The 21,228-nt window shown below is 71.5% G+C and carries 21 protein-coding genes; 1 reads left to right on the plus strand and 20 read right to left on the minus strand.

Features of this window, described 5'->3' with window-relative positions; all coding sequences use genetic code 11:
- Positions 1–2: 2 nt before the first annotated feature.
- The 13 genes from ACGWYJ_RS26350 to ACGWYJ_RS26410 form a co-directional block, all read right to left on the minus strand.
- Positions 3–446 (minus strand): DUF2550 domain-containing protein, encoded by a 444-nt coding sequence (locus ACGWYJ_RS26350; RefSeq protein ID WP_395109007.1) that lies wholly within the window; start codon positions 444–446, stop codon positions 3–5.
- Positions 447–696: 250 nt separating this feature from the next.
- The gene (locus tag ACGWYJ_RS26355) at positions 697–1,080 is read right to left on the minus strand and encodes a F0F1 ATP synthase subunit epsilon (protein WP_395109008.1); all 384 of its coding nucleotides are present in this window, start codon (positions 1,078–1,080) and stop codon (positions 697–699) included.
- 2 nt (positions 1,081–1,082) lie between these two features.
- Complete coding sequence (atpD, locus tag ACGWYJ_RS26360) at positions 1,083–2,513, minus strand: F0F1 ATP synthase subunit beta (RefSeq protein ID WP_395109009.1); 1,431 nt, start codon at positions 2,511–2,513, stop codon at positions 1,083–1,085.
- A gap of 2 nt (positions 2,514–2,515) precedes the next feature.
- Positions 2,516–3,409 (minus strand): F0F1 ATP synthase subunit gamma, encoded by an 894-nt coding sequence (locus ACGWYJ_RS26365; RefSeq protein ID WP_395109010.1) that lies wholly within the window; start codon positions 3,407–3,409, stop codon positions 2,516–2,518.
- A gap of 5 nt (positions 3,410–3,414) precedes the next feature.
- Positions 3,415–5,061: a F0F1 ATP synthase subunit alpha gene (gene atpA, locus ACGWYJ_RS26370; RefSeq protein ID WP_395109011.1), complete on the minus strand. Its 1,647-nt coding sequence runs from the start codon at positions 5,059–5,061 to the stop codon at positions 3,415–3,417.
- A gap of 63 nt (positions 5,062–5,124) precedes the next feature.
- Positions 5,125–5,958, minus strand: coding sequence for a F0F1 ATP synthase subunit delta (locus tag ACGWYJ_RS26375; RefSeq protein ID WP_395109012.1), 834 nt, complete (start codon positions 5,956–5,958; stop codon positions 5,125–5,127).
- Positions 5,955–6,533, minus strand: a complete 579-nt coding sequence (locus ACGWYJ_RS26380) for a F0F1 ATP synthase subunit B (RefSeq protein ID WP_285695448.1) — start codon at positions 6,531–6,533, stop codon at positions 5,955–5,957. The genes ACGWYJ_RS26375 and ACGWYJ_RS26380 overlap by 4 nt, the downstream gene beginning before the upstream one ends.
- 37 nt (positions 6,534–6,570) lie before the next feature.
- On the minus strand, positions 6,571–6,795 hold the full coding sequence (gene atpE, locus ACGWYJ_RS26385) for an ATP synthase F0 subunit C (RefSeq protein ID WP_285695447.1): 225 nt from the start codon (positions 6,793–6,795) through the stop codon (positions 6,571–6,573).
- 72 nt (positions 6,796–6,867) lie between these two features.
- Entirely contained in the window at positions 6,868–7,665 is a 798-nt protein-coding gene (gene atpB / locus ACGWYJ_RS26390) for a F0F1 ATP synthase subunit A (protein ID WP_395109013.1), read from the minus strand.
- A 125-nt stretch (positions 7,666–7,790) separates the two neighbouring features.
- Positions 7,791–8,024 carry an AtpZ/AtpI family protein gene (locus ACGWYJ_RS26395; RefSeq protein ID WP_395109014.1) on the minus strand — a complete coding sequence of 78 codons (234 nt, stop codon included), beginning with the start codon at positions 8,022–8,024 and terminating at the stop codon, positions 7,791–7,793.
- 78 nt (positions 8,025–8,102) lie between these two features.
- A complete protein-coding gene (locus ACGWYJ_RS26400) occupies positions 8,103–8,519 on the minus strand; it encodes a hypothetical protein (protein WP_395109015.1) in 417 nt (138 codons plus the stop codon).
- Positions 8,520–8,730: 211 nt separating this feature from the next.
- Positions 8,731–9,894 carry an MraY family glycosyltransferase gene (locus ACGWYJ_RS26405; RefSeq protein WP_395109016.1) on the minus strand — a complete coding sequence of 388 codons (1,164 nt, stop codon included), beginning with the start codon at positions 9,892–9,894 and terminating at the stop codon, positions 8,731–8,733.
- Positions 9,895–10,070: 176 nt separating this feature from the next.
- On the minus strand, positions 10,071–11,108 hold the full coding sequence (locus ACGWYJ_RS26410) for a DUF2207 domain-containing protein (RefSeq protein WP_395109017.1): 1,038 nt from the start codon (positions 11,106–11,108) through the stop codon (positions 10,071–10,073).
- A gap of 129 nt (positions 11,109–11,237) precedes the next feature.
- Here ACGWYJ_RS26410 and ACGWYJ_RS26415 point away from each other — a divergent pair, with 129 nt between their 5' ends.
- Positions 11,238–13,208, plus strand: coding sequence for a histidine kinase (locus ACGWYJ_RS26415; RefSeq protein WP_395109018.1), 1,971 nt, complete (start codon positions 11,238–11,240; stop codon positions 13,206–13,208).
- 36 nt (positions 13,209–13,244) lie between these two features.
- On the opposite strand, the gene ACGWYJ_RS26420 is transcribed toward ACGWYJ_RS26415, so the two are convergent.
- From ACGWYJ_RS26420 to rho, 7 genes are all read right to left on the minus strand, one after another.
- Positions 13,245–14,072, minus strand: a complete 828-nt coding sequence (locus ACGWYJ_RS26420) for an L-threonylcarbamoyladenylate synthase (RefSeq protein ID WP_395109019.1) — start codon at positions 14,070–14,072, stop codon at positions 13,245–13,247.
- Positions 14,073–14,168: 96 nt separating this feature from the next.
- Positions 14,169–15,029: a peptide chain release factor N(5)-glutamine methyltransferase gene (gene prmC, locus ACGWYJ_RS26425; protein WP_395109020.1), complete on the minus strand. Its 861-nt coding sequence runs from the start codon at positions 15,027–15,029 to the stop codon at positions 14,169–14,171.
- Positions 15,026–16,123 carry a peptide chain release factor 1 gene (prfA, locus tag ACGWYJ_RS26430; protein WP_395109021.1) on the minus strand — a complete coding sequence of 366 codons (1,098 nt, stop codon included), beginning with the start codon at positions 16,121–16,123 and terminating at the stop codon, positions 15,026–15,028. The genes prmC and prfA overlap by 4 nt, the downstream gene beginning before the upstream one ends.
- A gap of 131 nt (positions 16,124–16,254) precedes the next feature.
- Complete coding sequence (rpmE, locus tag ACGWYJ_RS26435) at positions 16,255–16,479, minus strand: 50S ribosomal protein L31 (RefSeq protein ID WP_285695434.1); 225 nt, start codon at positions 16,477–16,479, stop codon at positions 16,255–16,257.
- A gap of 164 nt (positions 16,480–16,643) precedes the next feature.
- A complete protein-coding gene (locus ACGWYJ_RS26440) occupies positions 16,644–17,297 on the minus strand; it encodes a response regulator (protein WP_395109022.1) in 654 nt (217 codons plus the stop codon).
- Between the two features lie 60 nt (positions 17,298–17,357).
- The gene (locus ACGWYJ_RS26445) at positions 17,358–18,689 is read right to left on the minus strand and encodes a sensor histidine kinase (RefSeq protein ID WP_395109023.1); all 1,332 of its coding nucleotides are present in this window, start codon (positions 18,687–18,689) and stop codon (positions 17,358–17,360) included.
- A gap of 610 nt (positions 18,690–19,299) precedes the next feature.
- Positions 19,300–21,225, minus strand: coding sequence for a transcription termination factor Rho (gene rho / locus ACGWYJ_RS26450; protein ID WP_395109024.1), 1,926 nt, complete (start codon positions 21,223–21,225; stop codon positions 19,300–19,302).
- Positions 21,226–21,228: the final 3 nt, after the last annotated feature.

A 21,228-nucleotide genomic window follows, 5' to 3' on the forward strand; every position in this document is an offset into this window, starting at 1 on the left:
GCTCACTCCGGCGGGTGCACCTCGACGGGGAAACCCGGCGGGGCCGCCTCAAGCCAGGCCAGGAACCCGGTCAGCGCGGCGGAGCTCATCGCCAGCTCCACCCGGACGGAACCGTCCCTGACCTCGATGATGCCCGCCTCCGGCAGCAGCCCCTCGGCCTCCTCGCCCTCGGGACGACGCCGGTTGGAGACGACAAGGCCCCGGCGGTGAATCACCTGCCGGGGCCTTCTGCGGAATCCGAAAGCGCGGTGCCAGTGCAGCACGTCCCCCCGGTAACGGCCGATGCCCAGCCGCCACGGGCCCGGTACGCCGTTGTCGGTCAGCACCCGCAGGCTGCACTCCACGGCGCCGCCACCGCGTACGAAAAGCCAGCGACGCACCGACATCAGGACGAACGCCAGACCCGCCAGCAGGATGACAGCGGCGAGCCCCCAGCCCGCATCCATTGCCAGGTGGTCGCTCAAGTCCCCCCGCCTACTCCGTGTCCAACAGCGCTGCCGTGAGCTTGGCTGGAGCCTACAGCCCGGGCGGTCCGGGCACGCACAGTGCCCCGGCCTTCAGGCCCGTGGCCTTGGTCTCAGCGGCCGGCTCGCCCCCAGCATGGCGCCCGCGGGGTAAAGGCCGGAGAAACGCCCACGGCCCCGTCCCGCACGCGGCGGGACGGGGCCGTGGCCCGATCGATGCGCGTCGGGCCGGTTACTCCTCGCCGCCCGCGGCGCGCAGCCGCGCCCTGGCCCGGCGCTCGGACGTGGGGTCCTCACCCGCCGCCAGCGCGTCCTGCAACGCCTGCCGGGCCGCGGCCACGTCGACCTCGGCGCCCAGCTCGGCCTGTTCGGCCAGCACCGACACCTCGTCGTCGGCGACGGAGAAGAACCCGCTGCCGACCATGGCGGACACCGCCGGGCCGCCGTCGGCCGGCTCGATCTTCACCACGCTGCCGTCCAGCAGCACGCCCAGCACCGGGGCGTGGCCCGGCAGGATGCCCAGCTGCCCCTCGATGGTCTGCGCGACCACCATCCTGGCCTCGCCGGACCAGATCTCGCGCTCCGGCGAGACCAGCCCGACCCTCAGCGTCGCCACGGCTACCTCTCCAGTTCCTTGGCCTTGCGCTCGGCGTCCTCGATCCCGCCGCACATGAAGAACGCCTGCTCGGGCAGGTGGTCGTACTTGCCCTCCGCGATGCCCTTGAAGGAGGCGATGGTCTCCTCCAGCGGCACGGTGACACCCTCCTGGCCGGTGAACTGCTCGGCCACGTACATCGGGTGCGACAGGAACCGCTCGATCCGCCGCGCCCGCTGGACGGTGACCTTGTCCTCTTCGGAGAGCTCGTCGATGCCGAGGATGGCGATGATGTCCTGCAGCTCCTTGTACTTCTGCAGGATCCGCTTCACCTCCTGCGCCACCTCGTAGTGCTCCTGGCCGAGGACCACCGGGTCCATGATGCGGGACGTGGAGTCCAGCGGGTCCACCGCCGGGTAGATGCCCTTCTCGGTGATCGACCGGGAGAGCACCGTGGTGGCGTCCAGGTGCGCGAACGTGGTGTGCGGCGCCGGGTCGGTGATGTCGTCGGCGGGCACGTAGATCGCCTGCATCGAGGTGATCGAGTGACCGCGCGTCGAGGTGATCCGCTCCTGGAGCACGCCCATCTCGTCGGCCAGCGTCGGCTGGTAGCCCACCGCCGACGGCATCCGGCCGAGCAGCGTGGACACCTCCGAGCCCGCCTGGGTGAACCGGAAGATGTTGTCGATGAACAGCAGCACGTCCTGCTTCTGGACGTCCCGGAAGTACTCGGCCATCGTCAGCGCCGACAGCGCCACCCGCAGCCGGGTGCCGGGCGGCTCGTCCATCTGGCCGAACACCAGCGCGGTGTCCTTGAGGACGTTCGCCTCGCGCATCTCGACCCACAGGTCGTTGCCCTCACGGGTGCGCTCACCGACCCCGGCGAACACCGAGGTGCCGCCGAAGTTCCGCGCGACACGCGTGATCATCTCCTGGATCAGCACGGTCTTGCCCACGCCCGCGCCGCCGAACAGGCCGATCTTCCCGCCCGCCACGTACGGGGTGAGCAGGTCGATGACCTTGATCCCGGTCTCCAGGATCTCGGTCTTGGACTCCAGCTGGTCGAACGCGGGGGCCTTGGCGTGGATCGGGTTGCGCTCGGTGATCTCCAGGGACGCGGTGGGCACGTCCAGGGACTCGCCCAGCGCGTTCCACACGTGGCCCTTGGTCACGTCGCCGACGGGGACCGCGATCGAGGTGCCGGTGTCGGTCACCGGCGCCCCGCGGACCATGCCGTCGGTGGGCTGCATGGAGATGGCGCGGACCATGTTGTCGCCCAGGTGCTGGGCGACCTCAAGGGTCAGCGTCCGGGCCTCGCCGCCCAGCGTGACGTCGACGTGCAGCGCGTTGTAGATGTCCGGGATGGCGTCGGCGGGGAACTCCACGTCGACGACCGGGCCGATGACCCGGGCGACGCGTCCCGTCGCGGTCGCCTCCTCTGCCTGTGCGGTCATTCTCACTCCCCGCCGGAGTCGGCCAGCGCGTCAGCGCCACCGACGATCTCGCTGATTTCCTGGGTGATCGCCGCCTGCCGCGCCTGGTTCATCTCGCGCGTGTAGACCTCGATCAGCTCGTTGGCATTGTCGGTCGCCGACTTCATCGCGCGGCGCTTGGCCGCGTGGAAGGCGGCGGCCGCCTGGAGCAGCATGTGGAAGATGCGGCTCTCGACGTAGTTCGGCAGCAGCAGGTCGAGCGCCGCCTGCGGAGTCGGCTCGAACTCGTAGGACGGCGGGACCTGGCCCCGCTCCTCCTCCTCGATCTCCAGTGGCAGCAGCCGCCGCACCTGGACCTGCTGGGTCAGCATCGAGACGAACTCGGTGTAGACCACGAGGATCTCGCCGACCCCGCCCTCCTCGTCGGTCTTGACGAAGTCGTCCACCAGCCTCCGGCCGATGCCCTCGGCGTCGGCGAAGGAGGGGCGGCTGCTGAACCCGCGCCACTCGGCGGCCAGCTCCCGGTCGCGGAACCGGTACCAGGTGATGCCCTTGGTGCCCACCACGTACGGCACCGGCTCGCGGCCCTGCTCGCGCAGCGAGGCGATGACCGACTCCGCCTCGCGGATCAGGTTGGCGTTGTAGGCGCCGGCGAAGCCCTCGTCGCTGCTGATGATCAGCACCGCCGAGCGCCGCGCCTGCGGCTGCTCGGTCAGCAGCGGGTGGTCGATGCCCACATGATGGCTGACCAGCGCCGTCAGCGCCCGGGTGATCTGGTCGGAGTACGGCTTGGACGCCGTCACCGCCTGCTGGGCCTTGACGATCCGCGAGGTCGCGATCATCTCCTGGGCACGGGTGATCTTGGCGGTCGAGCTGACCGACCTGATCCGCTGCCGCAGTTGACGAATCTGAGCCATCGCGGTCAGTCCTTCTTGACGCGGGTGATGGTCTCCTGGCCGCTCTCCGCCTGCTGCTCGCCACCCTCCGCCTCGACCTGCTTGTCCTGGCCGAGCAGCCGGCCGTCGCTGGTCTCGAAGCCCTTCTTGAACTCCGCGACGGCGTTCTTGAGCGTGGTCAGGCCGTCGTCGTCCAGCTGACCGGTCTCCCGGATGGAGGCGAGCAGGCCGCTCTCGTTGCGCTCCATGTAGTCCAGGAACTCGCTCTCGAAGCGGCGGATGTCCTCCACCGGGACCTCGTCGAGCTCGCCGGCGGTCCCCGCCCACACCGACACGACCTGCTTCTCGGCCGGGAACGGGTTGCCCTGCGGCTGCTTGAGCAGCTCCACCAGCCGCGCGCCGCGGTCGAGCTGGGCGCGGGAGGCGGCGTCCAGGTCGGAGGCGAACGCGGCGAACGCCTCCAGGTCGCGGTACTGCGACAGCGCCAGCCGCAGCGTGCCGGCGACCTTGCGCATCGCCTTGATCTGCGCGTCGCCGCCGACCCGGGAGACCGAGATGCCGGGGTTGATGGCCGGCCGCACGCCCTGGTTGAACAGGTCGGTCTCCAGGAAGCACTGGCCGTCGGTGATGGAGATGACGTTGGTCGGGATGTAGGCCGAGACGTCGTTGCCCTTGGTCTCGATGATCGGAAGCCCGGTCATCGAGCCGCCGCCCATGTCGTCCGACAGCTTCGCGCACCGCTCCAGCAGCCGCGAGTGCAGGTAGAACACGTCGCCCGGGTAAGCCTCACGGCCCGGCGGGCGGCGCAGCAGCAGCGACACCGCGCGGTACGCCTCGGCCTGCTTCGACAGGTCGTCGAACACGATCAGGACGTGCTTGCCCTGGTACATCCAGTGCTGGCCGATCGCGGACCCGGTGTAAGGGGCGATGTACTTGTACCCGGCCGGCTCGGACGCGGGGGCGGCCACGATCGTGGTGTACTCCATCGCGCCCGCGTCCTCCAGGGTGCGGCGCACGTTGGCGATCGTGGAGCCCTTCTGCCCGATCGCGACGTAGATGCAGCGGACCTGCTTGCTCTCGTCGCCGGACTCCCAGTTGGCCTTCTGGTTCAGGATGGTGTCCACGCAGACCGTGGTCTTGCCGGTCTGCCGGTCACCGATGATCAGCTGCCGCTGGCCCCGGCCGATCGGGGTGATCGCGTCGATCACCTTGATGCCGGTCTGCAGCGGCTCCTTCACCGACTGCCGCTGCACGACCGAGGGAGCCTGCAGCTCCAGCGCGCGCCGCTCGGACGCCTCGATCGGGCCCTTCCCGTCGATCGGGGTGCCCAGCGCGTCCACGACGCGGCCCAGGTAGGCGTCGCCGACCGGGACCGAGAGCACCTCGCCCGTGCGGCGGACCTTCTGGCCCTCCTCGATCTTGCTGAAGTCACCCAGGACGACCGCGCCGATCTCGCGCACGTCCAGGTTCAGTGCCAGTCCGCGGGTCCCGTCCTCGAACTCGAGCAGCTCGTTGGCCATCGTCGAGGGCAGGCCCTCGACGTGGGCGATACCGTCGCCGGAATCGACGACCGTGCCGACCTCTTCGCGCGCGGCTGCCTCGGGCTCGTACGACTGGACGAAGCGCTCCAGCGCGTCCCGGATCTCATCCGGACGGATCGTCAGCTCCGCCATGATTCCTCTCTTGCTCCCTTTGGGGTCAGCTCCGCCGTGCCGACTGGGTCTGCTGCCCGGCGGCTAAGTTGCGAGCCGCCGTCGGACGTCGTCCAGCCGCCCGGCGATGGTGCCGTCGATGACCTCGTCCCCGATCTGGATGGACAGCCCGCCGATCGTCGTGGGGTCGAGCTCGATGTTCAGGTGTACGTCGTGGCCGTAGGCAGCCGCCAGCACCGCCGCCAGCCGGCGGCGCTGGTCCTCGCTCAGCTCCGTCGGCGTCCGCACCAGCGCCACCAGGCGCCGCCTGCGCTGGGCGACGAGCCTGCCGTACTCGGCGAGCCCGCCTTCCAGGCTACGTCCCCGCGGACGCAGCACCAGCTCGGTGATCAGCGTGATGGTGGCGGGGCCCGCCTTGCCGGTCAGCAGGGCCTCCAGCAGGCCCTGCTTGCGGTCCGCGGGCAGGCCGGGCGAGGTGAGGGCGGCGCGCAGCCGCGGCTCGCGTTCCAGGACCCGGGAGAACCGGAACAGCTCGTCCTCCAGGTCGTCGAGCGCGCCGTCGGCCTCGGCGCGGGCGGCCTCGGCGGTGACCGCGAGGGCCTCCACACCGTCCGACAGCTCCGAGGGCGTGGACCAGCGCAGCCGCACCACGTCGGCGACCAGCTCGAGAGCGGCCGGCGAGATCTTGCCTTCCAGCAGGATCTGGACGAGCTGCGCCTTGTCCGCGCCGTCCCGCGACGGGTCCGACACCGCCCGCCGCAGCCCGTGCTCGCGGTCGATCAGGTTGAGCACCGCGAACAGGTCACCGCCGAGCACCGCCAGGTCGGTCCCGTTCCCGGAGGCCGCACCGATCAGCGCCTCCAGCCGTTCCCTGGCCTCGGCCAGCGACGCCCTGCTCACCGCTCCCGTGATGGTCATGACGTGACCTGCTCCTGGGTGCGGGCGCGCTCCTCCAGCTCGTCGAGGAACCGGTCGACCACGCGGCTCTGCCGTGCGCTGTCCTCAAGGGACTCGCCCACGACGCGGCCGGCCAGCTCGATCGACAGCGCCCCGATCTCGCTGCGCAGCGAGGCCAGCGCGGCCTGCCGCTCGGCCTCGATCTGCGCCTGCGCGGACTCGGTGATCCTGCGGGCCTCGGCCTGGGCCTGCTCGCGCATCTCGGCGATGATCTGCGCGCCCTGCTCGCGGGCCTCCTCCCGCAGGCGGGACGCCTCGTGCCGCGCGTCGGCCACCATCGCCTTGTACTTCTCGAGCTCGGCCTGGGCCTCCGCCTGGGCCGCCTCGGCGCGCTTGAGCCCGCCCTCGATCGCCTCGGTCCGCTCGGCGAGCGTCTTCTGGATCTGGGGTGCGAACTTCCAGCCGACGGCGACCAGCACGATCACGAACGCGATCGTGCCGAACACCAGCTCGGCCACGTCCGGGAGGACGGGGTTGCTGCCGTGGCCGCCCTCCTCCTGAGCCACCACCACCGCGGCGGTCAGCAGCTTCACCATGAGGGTTTCCGCCTTCCTGTCGGCGTCTGCAGGAGGGTCAGCTGTGCACGAACGGCACGACGAAGCCGATGAGGGCCAGCGCCTCGGTCAGCGCGAACCCCAGCAGCATGTTGGTGCGGATGACGTTGGTGAGCTCCGGCTGGCGGGCGATGGCCTGCACGCCCTGCCCGAAGATGATGCCCACGCCGATACCGGGGCCGATGGCGGCCAGACCGTACGCGACGGAACCGAGGTCGCCGGTGACTTCAGCGAGAGTGCCCATTTCTCTTTCCTTCTGTGTTCGGCGGTGGGGGCTGCCCACCGGAGCTTTCCTGTGGGTGATCGGGTCTGTGGGTCAGTGGTCGGGGTGCAGCGCGCCGCCGATGTAGGAGGCGGCCAGCAGCGCGAAGATGAACGCCTGCAGTGCCTGGATGAAGATCTCGAAGCCGGTCATGACGATCGTCATGAGGAAGCCGACCAGGCCGACGGGGGCGCCGAAGAGCGTCACCTTCTCGGCCAGGAACCACCAGGCGACCGAGGCGAAGAAGGCGATCAGCAGGTGGCCGGCGAACATGTTGGCGAAGAGCCGGACCGAGTGGGTGAACGGGCGCAGGACGAGCACCGACAGCAGCTCGATCGGCGCGTACAGCACGTAGAGCGCCTTGGGCAGGCCGGGCGGGAACATCATGTTCCTGAACCAGCCGACCAGGCCCTGGCTCCTGATGCTCAGCCCCCACATCAGCAGATAGACGAAGATCGCCAGCACGACGGCGAAGGCGATGTGCGAGGGACCGGGGAGCTGCAGGACGGGGACGACGCCCATCCAGTTCATGATGAGCACGAAGAAGAACGTGGAGACCAGGAACGGCACCCACTTGTCGCCGTCCTTGCCGATCATCGGGCGGGCGATCTGGTCCCGGACGAACAGGTAGCCGATCTCGCCGACGTTCTGCACGCCGCGCGGCACCAGCTGGGGCCTGCGGGACGCCGCCCAGAAGAAGCCGACCACGATGATGACCGACAGCGTGACGATGAGGGTCGGCTTGGTGACCCAGGAGGGGGCGCCGTCCCAGAGGGGGCCCCATTCGAAGATCTCGGTGCCAGGGGCGTGGAACTCTTCGCCCTGGGCGGCGAGGAGGTGTCGCGCACTCACGCGGCAGTCCCTTCGTCAATGAACGTGCGTACGTCGGTCGTCAGGTGCGTGCCCGGAGGCCGCGGCTGCAGTCCTGGACGGCGGTGGCCCGTCCTACCGCCGCCGGGGCCGCTGCCGGGACGCGGTCAGCGGCCGTAGCGGAGGTAGATCAGGTAGAGCGCGAGACCGAGGCCCACCAGGATCCCGATGGGGAGCATCGCCGAGGTGCCCCACCACTTGTCCAGCAGCCAGCCGAGACCGCCGTAGACGGCCATCCCGCTCAGGATGTAACTGGGGATGGACCAGGCGGCGTTGGCGAAGCTCCGCTGCTCGAAGTCGCTGTCGGACTCCGGATCGGGCGGGTGCCCCTCCTCGCTCATCGCAGGACGGACCATAGCAGGCCACCCCCCAGATGGTCATATTGGAGTAGTCAGTCCGCGCCTCGGCTGGGAAGACCGTCATGGGCCCTGCCCGGCGCTCGGCTCCGGATCGACGTAGAGCGTCTTGGCCTTGGCGGTGGCGCGGATCTCCGCGCCGATCCAGACCAGGGTCAGCGCGATCACCGACCAGGCGAAGGCTTTCGGATCCCAGGCGGTGACCCCCTCGAAGGCGATCACCAGCGCGAACATTCCGAAGATCTTGGTGATATAGCTGACGACCGCGGCCACGAACATCAGCTGCGCGGAGATCTTGGACGCGTAGCTGACCGCGAGCACGCTGATCGAGAAGAAGGCCATCACGATGACCGCGCCGATCGCCGCGCCCAGCGCTCCCTCGGATCCCGCCAGCGCCAGGCCCGCCGCCACGGCGGCGAGTCCGGCCACACCGGACGGGATCGCGGCGCCGCGGAGGATCCGGGCGTCGGAAGAGTGCATGAAAGGCTCCGGCTGGTCACGTTTCGTGTTCGTCCCTTGCTCGTGAAAGGTATCACAAGCGTCCAGAACGTCCGCAATTACCCCCAAAGTAGGGGTTCGCGCATGCGCGAGGTGCATGAACACCACGGACTGTAGCCCACGCTATCGGGACGGAGAAAGAGCCGGTGGCATCGGCCCGCGCGGCACCGCCGAAAGCAGGACGCGTCCCTGCTCAGACCGGCTGCCCGGAGCGGGCCGGCTCGGCGGCCCCCGCGGCGGCCCTGGCCTGCTCGCGGCGCGCCGCCAACCGCGGCACCGCGATCATCGCGGCCGCCCCCGCCACCGCCACCGTCCCGGTCACGGAGGCCACCAGCGCCACCGAGTTGGTGAACGACAGGCCGACCAGGCTGGAGGCGAGCAGCCCCACCCAGAAGTACATGATCAGCACGGCCCGGCGGACCGAGTGGCCCAGCTCCAGCAGCCGGTGGTGCAGGTGCTGCTTGTCCGGCGCGAACGGGGAGCGGCCCTGGTTGGTGCGGCGCCACACCGCCAGCAGCATGTCCATGAACGGCACCGCCGCCACGGCCGGGACGAGCAGCAGCGGCACGTAGAAGGGGAACAGCTTGTAGGTGCCCAGGATGGCCGGGTCGAACTGCCCGGTCAGCGTGATGGTCGAGGCGCTGAGCATCAGCCCGATCAGCATCGAGCCGGTGTCGCCCATGAAGACCCTGGCCGGGTTGAAGTTGTGCGGCAGGAAGCCCACGCAGATCCCCGCCAGCACGGCGGCGGTCAGGGTGGCGCCGGTGAGCGTCGTGAACTTGTTGGTGTACGACAGCAGGTAGGCGTAGGAGAACAGGGCCATCGCCGCGATCCCGACGACGCCCGCGGCCAGCCCGTCCAGGCCGTCGATGAAGTTCACCGCGTTGATGGTGGCGACCACGACGAAGACGGTCAGCGGCACCCCGTACTCCGGGGGCAGCACCAGCGGCTCCCCGGTGGGCAGCGGGATGTAGTACAGCTGGATCCCCTGCATGATGAAGATCCCGGCGGCGGCGACCTGCCCGGCGAACTTGGTCAGGGCGTCCACGCCCCACCGGTCGTCGAAGATACCGACCAGCACGATCAGCCCGCCCGACAGCAGCAGGGCCCGGCCCACACTGGAGTCGCCGTCCGACAGGACCTTGCGCATCTCCGGCAGACCCGTGGCGACCACCAGCGCGGCCACCATCCCGCCGAACATCGCCAGGCCGCCGAGCCTGGGCGTCGGGATCACGTGCACGTCGCGGTCGCGGACCGGGGCCTGGGCGCCGAACCACACCGCGAACCGGCGGACTGCCGGGGTCAGCAGGTAGGTGACGAGGGCGGCGATCAGGATGGCCAGCAGGTACTCCCGCACGCCGCACGCCTCCTCACATCGCTCTCACGTCGGCCTCACGCCGGTCACGGGCTTCAGGCCGGAACTCGCCGTAACGAGCCGGTATGCGCCGGTACGCGCCGGAACGTCGAGCGGGCCGAACACCCGGTTGGACGAACACCGCGCGCATGGTGTTCACACACCTGGGGCCGTGCCGATCAACTGTAGTCGCCCACCGGAACATATGCCCCGTCTTCCCCCCGCCGCGCTCTCCGGGCATACCCGAACCCCGCCCCGGCGACCATGGTGGCGAGGCCGGCGAGGGCCGGGTCGCCCAGCGAGAACGCCCACGGGCCGCCGGGCACCACGTCCTCGGCGAAGTCGGCCAGCGCCACCAGCGCCCCGCAGGTGACGAGCGCGTTCCCCGTCCGGGATCGCGGCAGCGGGCGGCCACGCCCGCACCGCCACGCCACCAGCCCCACAGAGCCGAACACGACGGCCAGGGCGACGGTGCCCGCCCAGGTGGACCGCCAGCGGGGCGGCGCGTACCGGGGCGGCGGCACCCGCACCGCCCCCTTGGGCAGCCGGACCCTGATCACCATGCCCTCGCCGGGACGCAGCCCGCGCTGGGTGAACTCGATCGCGTACGGGCCATCCCGGTAGTGCAGGCAGGCGGTCCCGGCGACGCGCACCCCCGGAGCCCCCGCGGTGCAGGACGCGCTGGGCCGCGGGACCGGCGCCTCCAAGCGCACGGCCGCCTCGCCGATCGGCACGCCCCAGCCGGTCCCGACCGCGTCCCAGACCAGCTCATCGCCGTCGCGGCGCGGGGTCAGCGCCCCGTCGACGGCGTACTCGATCACGTACGCCTGGCGCCCGGTGACGCGGCGTCCGCGCTCGCCGACGGTGATCCTGACGTGGTTGAACAGCCGCAGGGTGCGGGCCCGCGCCGGCGCCCCGGTGGACGAGCTGGCCCGCACGTCGCGGATCTCGAAGAGCCGGTTCCCGCGCCGGTACGGCACCCGCCGGGCGATGCCGTGCTCGCCGCCCTGGTCGAAGTCGTAGGTGATCGTCTCCCGTACGTGCAGCGCCGCGTCCTCGTCGATCGCCAGGACGACGTCGTAGGCGGGGATGCTCTCGACGGGCTCCGGCCCCCTCTCTTCCCCCACGGGCGCCGCCCGCGCGGGCGCGGCGGCAACGGCGGCCAGCACCGCCGTGGCGCCCACTGCGGCCGCCGCCCCCCGGAGACTTGCACCCACGTCAGGCATGGTTCCACCCTTCGGACAAGCGCCGCGCAGGAAAGCGCCCCGAGACCTCCCCGACGTCACGGGGAAACCCTCACATTGCCGGTATGACGGGTTCGCCTGCCCGGCCTAGAGTCTTGGATCATGCGACTGCGGGGGCTCTGCGCGGTGACGGACGATCACCGCCTCGGCATCGGCGACTTCGCCGTGCCGGCGCTGCTCGCGTTCGCCCAGATCATCGGCACCTGGCTGCTGACCGCCGGAATGAACCAGCCCCTGGAACGCGGCCGGTGGATGATCGCCGTGGCCGCCATCCTCGGCTGCAACGCCGCGCTGATCTGGCGCCGCGTCGCACCGGCGCCCGTGCTCGCCACGACCCTCGTCCTGGGCGCGGCCGGGATCATCGCGGTCGACACCACCGAGGCCGTCGCGGGCGGCGTCGCCGACGGCGTCGCGCTGTTCTCCCTGGCGGTGCACCGCGGCCGCCGCCAGGCCATGATCGGCTGTATCGCCGCCTACGCCGTGATGTCGGTCGCGTTCGCGCCGGTGCGCGAGGGCACGGCGGCGCTGCTGACCAACGGGATCCTGGACGCCGCCGCCTACGTCGCGATCACCGCGCTGGGCCAGCTCCGGCGGCAGCACAAGGCCCGGCGCCGCGACCTGGCCGCGCGCCTGGCCGCCGAGGAGCGCGAACGGCGGGACGCCGCCGGCGCCGAACGCGAGCGGCTCGCCCGCGACCTGCACGACGTGGCGGGGCACCACCTCAGCGCCGTCGTCGTCCACACCACCGCCGCGTCCCGCATCGACGACCCCGACCTGACCGGCCGCGCGCTCACCTCCGCCGCCGACACCGGACGGGACGTCCTCAAGGCGCTCAGCCGCCTCGTGGACGTCGTCGGCGGCCCCGAACCCGCGGACGGGCGGCTGGACACCCTGCTGCCTCCCCTCTGCCAGGGCCTGACACGCCTGGGCGTCCCCGTATCGCTCTCTGTCGAGGGAACGCGGCGGCTGCGACCCCAGGTGGCCAACGCCGCGTACCGGATCGTCCAGGAGGCGCTGACGAACGCGATGCGCTACGCCCAGGGCGCGGCCGTCTCCATCGATGTCCGGCACGGATCGGAGAACGTGGAGGTGGTGGTCCGCAACGGCGAGCCGCCCGAGGAGATCCCCGTCCCGGCCATGGGCGGCGGACGCGGCATCGCGGGCATGCGGGAACGCGCCGGCTCCCTCGGCGGCACCCTCACCGCCGGGCCCGACGAGGACACCGGCGGATGGGTGGTCCGGGCCGTCCTGCCCCACTCGCCGTCCGCGCGGCGCGGACCGGGATGGCCGGAGGTCCTCGACGGCGCCACGATCGGGTTCTGCGTCGCGCTTCCGGCCGTGGTCGCGTTCGCGCCGCCCGACCCGTTCCTGCGCGGCTGGCCGGCCTCCGCGGCGGCCCTCGCCATGGCCGCGGTCATCGGGCGGGCGCTGCCGCTGTGGTGGCGCAGGCGCGCCCCCTACACCGTCCTCGCGTCCCTGGCCGTGATCGACTGCGTGTGGGCCGTGCTCGCCGGCCTGGCGGGGTCGGAGACGATGCTGACGCTGCTCTTCTTCGGCTGCGCCGCCACGATGGTCGCGGTCTCCTCGGTCGGCTGCCACGCGCGGCGGGACGTGCCGACCTGGCCCGCCCCGTTCGCCGCCGGAGTGCCCGGCGGCGTCGCGTTCGCCGCGGCGGCCGCCCTCGACCATCCCACGGGCCCACTCGAAATGATCATTCTGGGCGTGATCGCGTGGGTGTTCGCGGTGCTGGTGCTACTGCCCTTCTGGGCCTGGGGACGCGCCATCGCGGCACGCCGCGTGCAATGGGAGACCGACGCGCTGGAAACCATGGCGGCCAGGACCGGCGAGGCCGTCGTCGCCGAACGGCACCGCATCGCGATGGGGCTGCGCGCCACCGTCCTCAAGCACACCGCCCGGCTCGTCCGCGCCGCCGAGGACGGCATGGCCTCCGCCGAGACCGACGCCCAGAAAGCCCTCGCGGACGTGGCCGAGCACGCACGGGCCGCTCTCACGGACATGCGCGCCCTGCTGGACGCCCTCCAGGAGGAGAAAAGCGCTGAGACGGCGAACTGATTCCGTACGGAAAAGGCGCGGAAAACCGGAGGGAAATCAGTCTTCCTTGGTAAGCGACGGGCCCGGCTCGTCCTTTACCAGGGACGGCTTCGCTTCGTCCTCCGCACCCTTCTCGTCGTCTTTTCCGCCGTCCTTCTCGGTGGCGGCCCTGGGGGCAGGAACCGCGTCCTCGGCGGCCTTGGCGCCGTCCTGGCCGTCGTCCTGGTCGTCCCGCTCGTCCTCGTCGGTCAGCAGCACGCCCACCACGGAACGGATCTTGTCCTCGGACACCGCGCCGGCCCGCAGCAGCCGCGGCACCGAACCGGTCAGATCCACGATCGTGGACGGCTCGGCATGCCCCGACGGGCCACCGTCCAGGTACACCGACACCGCGTCGCCGAGCATCTTCTCCGCGTCCCCCACCGTGCGGGCCGGGGGACGGCCGGTCAGGTTCGCGCTGCTCACGGCCAGCGGACCGGTCTCCTTGAGCAGCTCGACCGCCAGCTCGTGCATCGGCATCCGCACCGCGACCGTGCCCTTGGTCTCGCCCAGATCCCACAGCAGGTTCTGGTTGGCGCGGCACACCAGCGTCAGCGCCCCGGGCCAGAACTCGTCGATCAGGTCCTGACCGTACGTCCCCAGGTCCTCCACGAGCGCCGTGGCGGCCCGCACGGACCCCACCAGCACCGGCGGGGGCATCTCCCTGCCCCGTCCCTTGGCGTCCAGCAGGGCCGACACGGCGGGCGGCGTGAACGCGTCGGCGCCGACCCCGTACACCGTGTCGGTCGGCAGCACGATCAGCTCGCCGCGGCGCGCGGCCGAGACCGCCTCGGCGATCCCGCGGGTGCGCTCCAACGGCTCGGAGCAGTCATAAACTCGGCTCACGTTCGCCCGTTCCCTCAAGGACTGGATGCGGATGCCACCGGCCGTGACGGCGGGGGCACGGCCCAGGATAGCCACGCCCGCCAGGGCCCCGGCACGTCACGGCGTCCCCAGACGGGCGGTGACGAACCGGTCCCGGTTGGTCAGATCCCGGCGGTTGCGGACGTCGCGCCAGCCGTTCTCCTCGGCGAAGACCCAGTAGACCGCGTTGCCCTGAAGGTCGCTGTGCTCGACCGCCACGGACCCGCCGGGCCGCAGCAGGCGGCGGGCTGTCCGTTCCACGGTACGGATCGCGTCCAGGCCGTCGTCACCGCCGCCCCACAGGGCGTCCGCGGGATCGTGGTCGCGGACGTCGCGCGGCACGTACTCCCACTCGCTCATCGGGATGTACGGCGGGTTGCTGATCACCAGGTCGACGGTGCCGTCCAGCTCGGCCAGCGCGGTGGCGAAATCCCCGAGATGCAGCCGCACCCGGCCCCGTTCGTCCAGCTCCTCGACGTTGCGGGTCGCGTGGACGAAGGCGGTCGGGTCCTTCTCGACCGCGTGGACCCGGGCGCGCGGGGCCTCAAGGGCGATCGACAGCGCGATCGCCGCCGAGCCCGTGCCGAGATCCACCACCAGCGGGTCCTGCACGTCCATCTCGCGCAGGGTGTCCAGCGCCCAGCCGACCATCACCTCGGTCTCCGGGCGGGGGACGAACACCCCGGGGCCGACCTTCAGCTCCAGGTAGCGGAAGTACGCGCGTCCCGTGATGTGCTGCAACGGCTCCCCCGCCTCGCGGCGGGCCACGTACTCCCAGAACAGGGCGTCGAACGCGGCGTCCGGCACCTTGTGCAGCTCCGACCGGTTCACCTTGTGCACCACCGCCGCCAGCTCCTCGGCGTCCGCGCGCGGCGACGCCACGCCCGCGTCGGCGAGCCGCGCCGTGGCCCTGGCGACCTCGTCGAGCAGCAGGTTCATGACGACCGGCGCGTCCCCGATCCGTCCCCTTCGGACTTCTGCGCGGCCGCCAGCCGGGCCTCCATGTCCGCGTCCACCAGCGCCTGCGTGACGTTGTGCAGATCCCCGTCCAGCACCTGGTCGAGGTTGTACGCCTTGTAGCCGACCCGGTGGTCGGAGATCCGGTTCTCCGGGTAGTTGTAGGTGCGCACCCGCTCCGACCGGTCGACCGTCCGGACCTGGCTCTTGCGCTCGGCCGCCGCCGCCGCGTCGGCCTCCTCCTGCGCCATCGCCAGCAGCCGGGACCGCAGGATGCGCAGCGCCTGCTCCTTGTTCTGGAGCTGGCTCTTCTCGTTCTGGCAGGAGACCACGACCCCCGTCGGCACATGCGTGATCCGCACCGCCGAGTCGGTGGTGTTGACGCTCTGCCCGCCGGGGCCGGACGACCGGTACACGTCGATGCGCAGGTCGTTCGGGTCGATCTGGACGTCGACCTCCTCCGCCTCAGGGGTCACCAGGACCCCCGCCGCGCTGGTGTGGATCCGCCCCTGCGACTCGGTCACCGGCACACGCTGGACGCGGTGCACGCCGCCCTCGTACTTCAGGCGGGTCCACACGCCCTCCTCGGCCGAGCCCCTGGACTTCACCGCGACCGTCACGTCCTTGTAGCCGCCCAGGTCGGACGGGTGCGAGTCGAGGATCTCGGTCTTCCAACCGACCCGCTCCGCGTACCGCAGGTACATGCGCAGCAGATCACCGGCGAACAGCGCCGACTCCTCGCCGCCCTCCCCCGCCTTGATCTCCAGGATGACGTCCTTGGAGTCGTTGGGGTCGCGCGGCACCAGCAGCCGCCGCACCCGCTCGGCCAGCTCCTCGCGGCGCTTCTCCAGCTCGGTGGCCTCGGCGGCGAACGCCTCGTCCTCACCGGCCAGCTCGCGCGCCGCCGCCAGGTCGTCGTCGACGGCGGCCAGCTCCCGCCCCGCCTCGACGATCGGGCGCAGCTCGGCGTAGCGCTTGCCGAGACGGCGCGCCAGCGCCTGGTCGGCGTGCACGGACGGATCCGCGAGCCGGCCCTCGATGTCGGCGTATTCGCTGATCAGATCGTCGAGATTCACGGTGTGCCTTGTCTCTGGCCGGATTGCCCGCACCGGCCGCGCGGCCCGCGGACGCGAACCCACGGGATGACAGCGTTCCAACGGCCCGGGGCCGCACACGCGGTGCCTCCCCGGGCCGGGCGCCCGAAAGCCTACTTGCCCCTGCCGCGGGCCTTCTTGCCGAAGCGCTGCTCGAAGCGCGCCACGCGGCCGCCGGTGTCCAGGATCTTCTGCTTGCCCGTGTAGAACGGGTGGCAGTTCGAGCACACGTCGGCGTGGATGACGCCGTTCTCGGCGGTGCTACGGGTCTCGAAGGTGTTGCCGCACGTGCACGTCACAGTGGTGACGACGTAGTTCGGGTGGATCTCAGGCTTCACGGGTTCTCCTCGCTTGTGGCGGTCGCCGGGCGCGTCCCGGCCTCGCGCGGGATGCGCGGGAGAACGGGGGACGCGTGAACCGGTACCGCAGCGGTCAGCCCTCTTAGTGTGCCAGATAACCCAACGTGCCGAGGTCACCGGTCATTCCCGGCACGCACCGGCCCTCATGTACCCGCACGGCCCAGGTAGGCGAGGACGGCCATGACGCGGCGGTGGCCGCCCTGCGCGGGCTGCAGATCCAGCTTCATGAAGATGTTGGAGATGTGCTTCTCCACGGCGCCCTCGGTGACCACCAGATCCTTCGCGATCGCGCTGTTGGACCGGCCCTGGGCCATCAGCCCCAGCACCTCGTGCTCGCGCGGCGTGAGCGACTCCAGCGGGTCTCCGGTACGCCGCCGGCCCAGCAACTGGCTGATCACCTCCGGGTCGATCACCGTGCCGCCGGCGGCGATCCGCCGCACCGCGTCGATGAACTCCCCCACCTCGGCCACCCGCTCCTTCAGCAGGTACCCGACGCCCTTGGCGCCGCCGAGGATCAGGTCGGTGGCGTACCGCTCCTCCACGTACTGGGACAGCACCAGGATCGGCATCTCCGGCAGCCGCTCCCGCACCGCCAGGGCCGCCCGCAGGCCCTCGTCGGTGAAGGACGGCGGCATCCGCACGTCCACGATCGCCAGGTCGGGACGGTGCTCCTCCACGATGGCCCGCAGGCCGGGGCCGTCACCCACCGTCGCCACGGTCTCGATCCCGGCGTCGGCCAGCAGCCGCACCAGCCCTTCCCGCAGCAACACCGAATCCTCGGCGATCACGACCCGCATGCGCCCCATTATCCCGGTGTCCCGGGACCGCCTGTCCACCGGACGACCGAGCCCCGGCCGCTACCAGGTGCAGGGCAGGTCCGCCCGGATCACCGTCGGCCCGCCGGCCGGGCTGTCCACGGTGAGCAGACCGTCGATGGTCGCCGCACGGTCCGCCAGGCCCGCCAGCCCGCCCCCGGGGCGCGCGACGGCACCGCCGACCCCGTCGTCGGTCACCTCGACGATCACCCAGGAGCCCTCGCGGTGGACGCGCACGCCGGCCCGGGTCGCGCGGGCGTACTTCGCGATGTTCGCCAGCGCCTCCGCCACGATGAAGTACGCGATGCTCTCCACCGCGGCGGGCGGACGCTCCGGCAGATCCACCTGCACCTCCACCGGCACCGGCGCCCGCCCCGCCAGCCCCGACAACGCCGGGTCCAGGCCGCGGTCGGTCAGGATCGCCGGGTAGATGCCCCGGGCCAGATCACGCAGCTCGGAGATCGCCTCCTTGGTGCCCGAATGCGCCTGCTCGATCAGCGCGCGGGCGCCCTCCGGATCCTCGTCCAGCTTGGCGCGGGCACGCCCGATGTCCATCGCCACCGCCAGCAGCCGCTGCTGGGCCCCGTCATGCAGGTCACGCTCGATCCTGCGGCGCTCGAACTCCGCCGCGTCCACCCCGCGCGCCCGGCTGGCCCGCAGACGCGCGGTCCGCTCCCGCAACCGCAGGTTCTCCGCCTGCGTACGGGACGGGCCGAGCAGGAACTGGGTGAGCAGCATGTGCCCCGCGGCCATGCCCCGCGTCACGTACATCCCCAGGATCCCCAGCAGCACCCCGACCAGCGTGCCCGGCAGCGCCCCGAGCGCGTTGTCCGCCCAGAACGACACCACGCCGAGGCTCACCTCGACGCCGCCCTCGGTCGCGGCGATCAGCGGCAGCGCCAGGAACATCCCCGCCGCGCTCCAGACCGCCACCATCACGACGAACTCCACCACGCCCAACGGGAACCGCAGGGCGAGATACAGCAGGTCCTTCCACGTGGCCGGGTCACCCGCCATCGTCTTCAGCTTCGTCAGCGGATTACGCCCCGGCGGCAACGGCCGGTACGGACTGGGAATCCGCACACCGAACGCCGCCCACGCCATGGCCCGCTCCAGCACCGCCGCGAACCGCCAGTAGACCATCATCAGCGCCAGGCCCGGGATCCCCACCCAGATCACCACCGTGGCCGCCGACACCGACAAGCCCACGACCAAGGACACGAACCAGGCCAGCCCGACGAACATGCTCGCACCCAGGTAAAGCGCCGAACGCCACGTCACCGACGAACGCGCCAACGCCACCGGATTCCAGGTCCCCTTCACCACCGTCCGCGTGCGCATGGCCGCCGTGGCGCTGCCGCTCATCTCGCTCATCGCTCCTCCGTGCCAGGTCCACCGTACGCAACCAGCCTCGCCGACACCGCCCCCCAACGGCCATGGTGCCCACCGCCTCCCTGGGGTAGGGAAAACCAGAGTGTCTTGCTTATTGGCAAGCACGAGCTGCGCTCCTCGCCTTGACGGCTCGTCGCTTGTCGTGCTTGCGTGCGATCGCTGCATCGCTCCGACTCGCCCTAGGGGGCTCGCTACGCGATCAGGTCCTCGCACGCTCGGACCTGCCTTCGGACGCGATCGCAACGCCTGGGCGACCGTTCGGGGCTGGGGTGAGGGGCTGAGATGGGTGCGGCTGTGCCTATTGGCAGGCGCGAGCTGCGCTCCTCGCCTTGGCGGCTCGTCGCTTGTCGTGCTTGCGTGCGATCGCTGCATCGCTCCGACTCGCCCTAGGGGGCTCGCTACGCGATCAGATTCTCGCTCCGCTCGAATCTGCCTTCGGACGCGATCGCAACGCCTGGGCGCCGTTCGGGGCTGGGGTGAGGGGGCTGAGGTGGTTTAGCCGCTGTTATTGGCGGTGCCTGCGGCGGGTGATGGGGGTGAGAGCGCGAAACGGCCCGCGCCGGGGTGGCGCGGGCCGGGGTGGTTCGCTTGCTCAGCGGTCGTCGGAGACGGTGGTCTTCTGGACCTGGAGCAGGAACTCGGCGTTGGACTTGGTCTCCTTCATCTTCTCGATGAGGAGTTCCAGGGCCTGCTGGGTCTCCAGGGCGTGCAGGACGCGGCGGAGCTGCCAGACGACGCGGAGCTCCTCGGGGGCCATCAGGATCTCCTCCTTGCGGGTGCTGGACTGGTCCACGTCCACCGCCGGGAAGATGCGCTTGTCGGCCAGGCTCCGGTTGAGCTTGAGCTCCATGTTGCCGGTGCCCTTGAACTCCTCGAAGATGACCTCGTCCATGCGGGACCCGGTCTCCACCAGGGCGGTGGCCAGGATCGTCAGCGAGCCGCCGTTCTCGATGTTGCGGGCCGCGCCGAAGAACCGCTTGGGCGGGTAGAGGGCGGTCGAGTCCACACCACCGGACAGGATGCGGCCCGAGGCGGGCGCGGCCAGGTTGTAGGCGCGGCCCAGACGGGTGATCGAGTCCAGCAGGACGACGACGTCGTGGCCCAGCTCCACCAGGCGCTTGGCACGTTCGATCGCCAGCTCCGCCACCGTGGTGTGGTCCTCGGCGGGACGGTCGAAGGTCGAGTGGATCACCTCGCCCTTCACCGTCCGCTGCATGTCGGTGACCTCCTCGGGACGCTCGTCGACGAGGACGACCATGAGGTGGCACTCGGGGTTGTTCTTGGTGATCGCGTTGGCGATCGCCTGCAGCACCATCGTCTTGCCGGCCTTGGGCGGCGAGACGATCAGGCCGCGCTGGCCCTTGCCGATCGGCGACACCAGGTCGATGATCCGCGTGGTGAGGATCCCCGGGTCCGACTCCAGGCGCAGCCGCTCCTGCGGGTACAGCGGGGTCAGCTTGGTGAAGTCGACGCGGCTCTTGGCCTGGTCGGGCTCCATCCCGTTCACGGTGTCGAGCCGGACCAGCGCGTTGAACTTCTCCCGCCGCTCGCCCTCGCGGGCCTGCCGGACGGCGCCGGTGATGACGTCGCCCTTGCGCAGCCCGTTCTTGCGGACCTGCGCCAGCGAGACGTACACGTCGTTGGGACCCGGCAGGTAGCCGGTGGTGCGCACGAACGCGTAGTTGTCGAGGATGTCGAGGATGCCCGCGACGGGGATCAGGACGTCATCCTCGGTGATCACCGGCTCCTCGTAGCGGTCGCGCCCGCCACGGCCGCGGTTGCGCTCGCGGAACCGGCGCCCGCGCCGCCCCCGGCCGCCGCCGTCCTCGTCGTCGGACTGGCCGCCGCCCCCGGAGCCCTGGCCGCCGCGCTGGCGTCCGCCCTGGTCGCGGCCCTCGCCCCGCTCGCGGCGGGAACGCTGCCGGCCCTCGCGGCCACCGTCGCGGCCCTCGCGTCCGCCCTGGCCCTCGCCGCCGTCGTCCTCGGCCCGGCCCCCGCCCTGCCGGCCCTCGCCACGGCGCTCGGCCTGCTTGTCCTGCCGTTCCTGGCGCTCGGCGGCGCGGCCGTCGGCCTTGGGCTCGTCCTTGGTCTCACCCTTGTCCTCGTCCGCCGGCTGCTCGGCCGCGGGGGCCGGCGCCGGGGCCTCGGCGAGGGCCGCCTGCCCCTCGTTCTCGGCCCGCTTGGCCGCGGTGTTGCGGCCACGGCGGGTGCGGGTGGCCGGCGCCTCGGCCGCCACGGTGCCAGCGGCTCCCTGCTCGCCCCCGCCCGAGCCCTGGTCGCCGCCCTGCTTCTCCTGGATGGCGGCGATGAGCTGGCTCTTGCGCATCCCAGTGGTGCCGGTGATGCCGAGGCTGGACGCGAGCGCCTTGAGCTCGGGCAGCACCATGGCCGACAGCCCGGTGCCGGACCGGCGGCGCCGGGGGGTGGCGCGCTGCGCGCCCTCGGCGCCTTGCGTGCCTTCCGGTGCGGCTGGTGCCGTGCTGGATGCGTCCGTAAGCAGTTCGCTGGATTCGCTCACTAA

The organism is Actinomadura sp. SCN-SB, from assembly GCF_043906805.1.
In the GTDB taxonomy this organism is placed as follows: Bacteria; Actinomycetota; Actinomycetes; order Streptosporangiales; family Streptosporangiaceae; genus Spirillospora.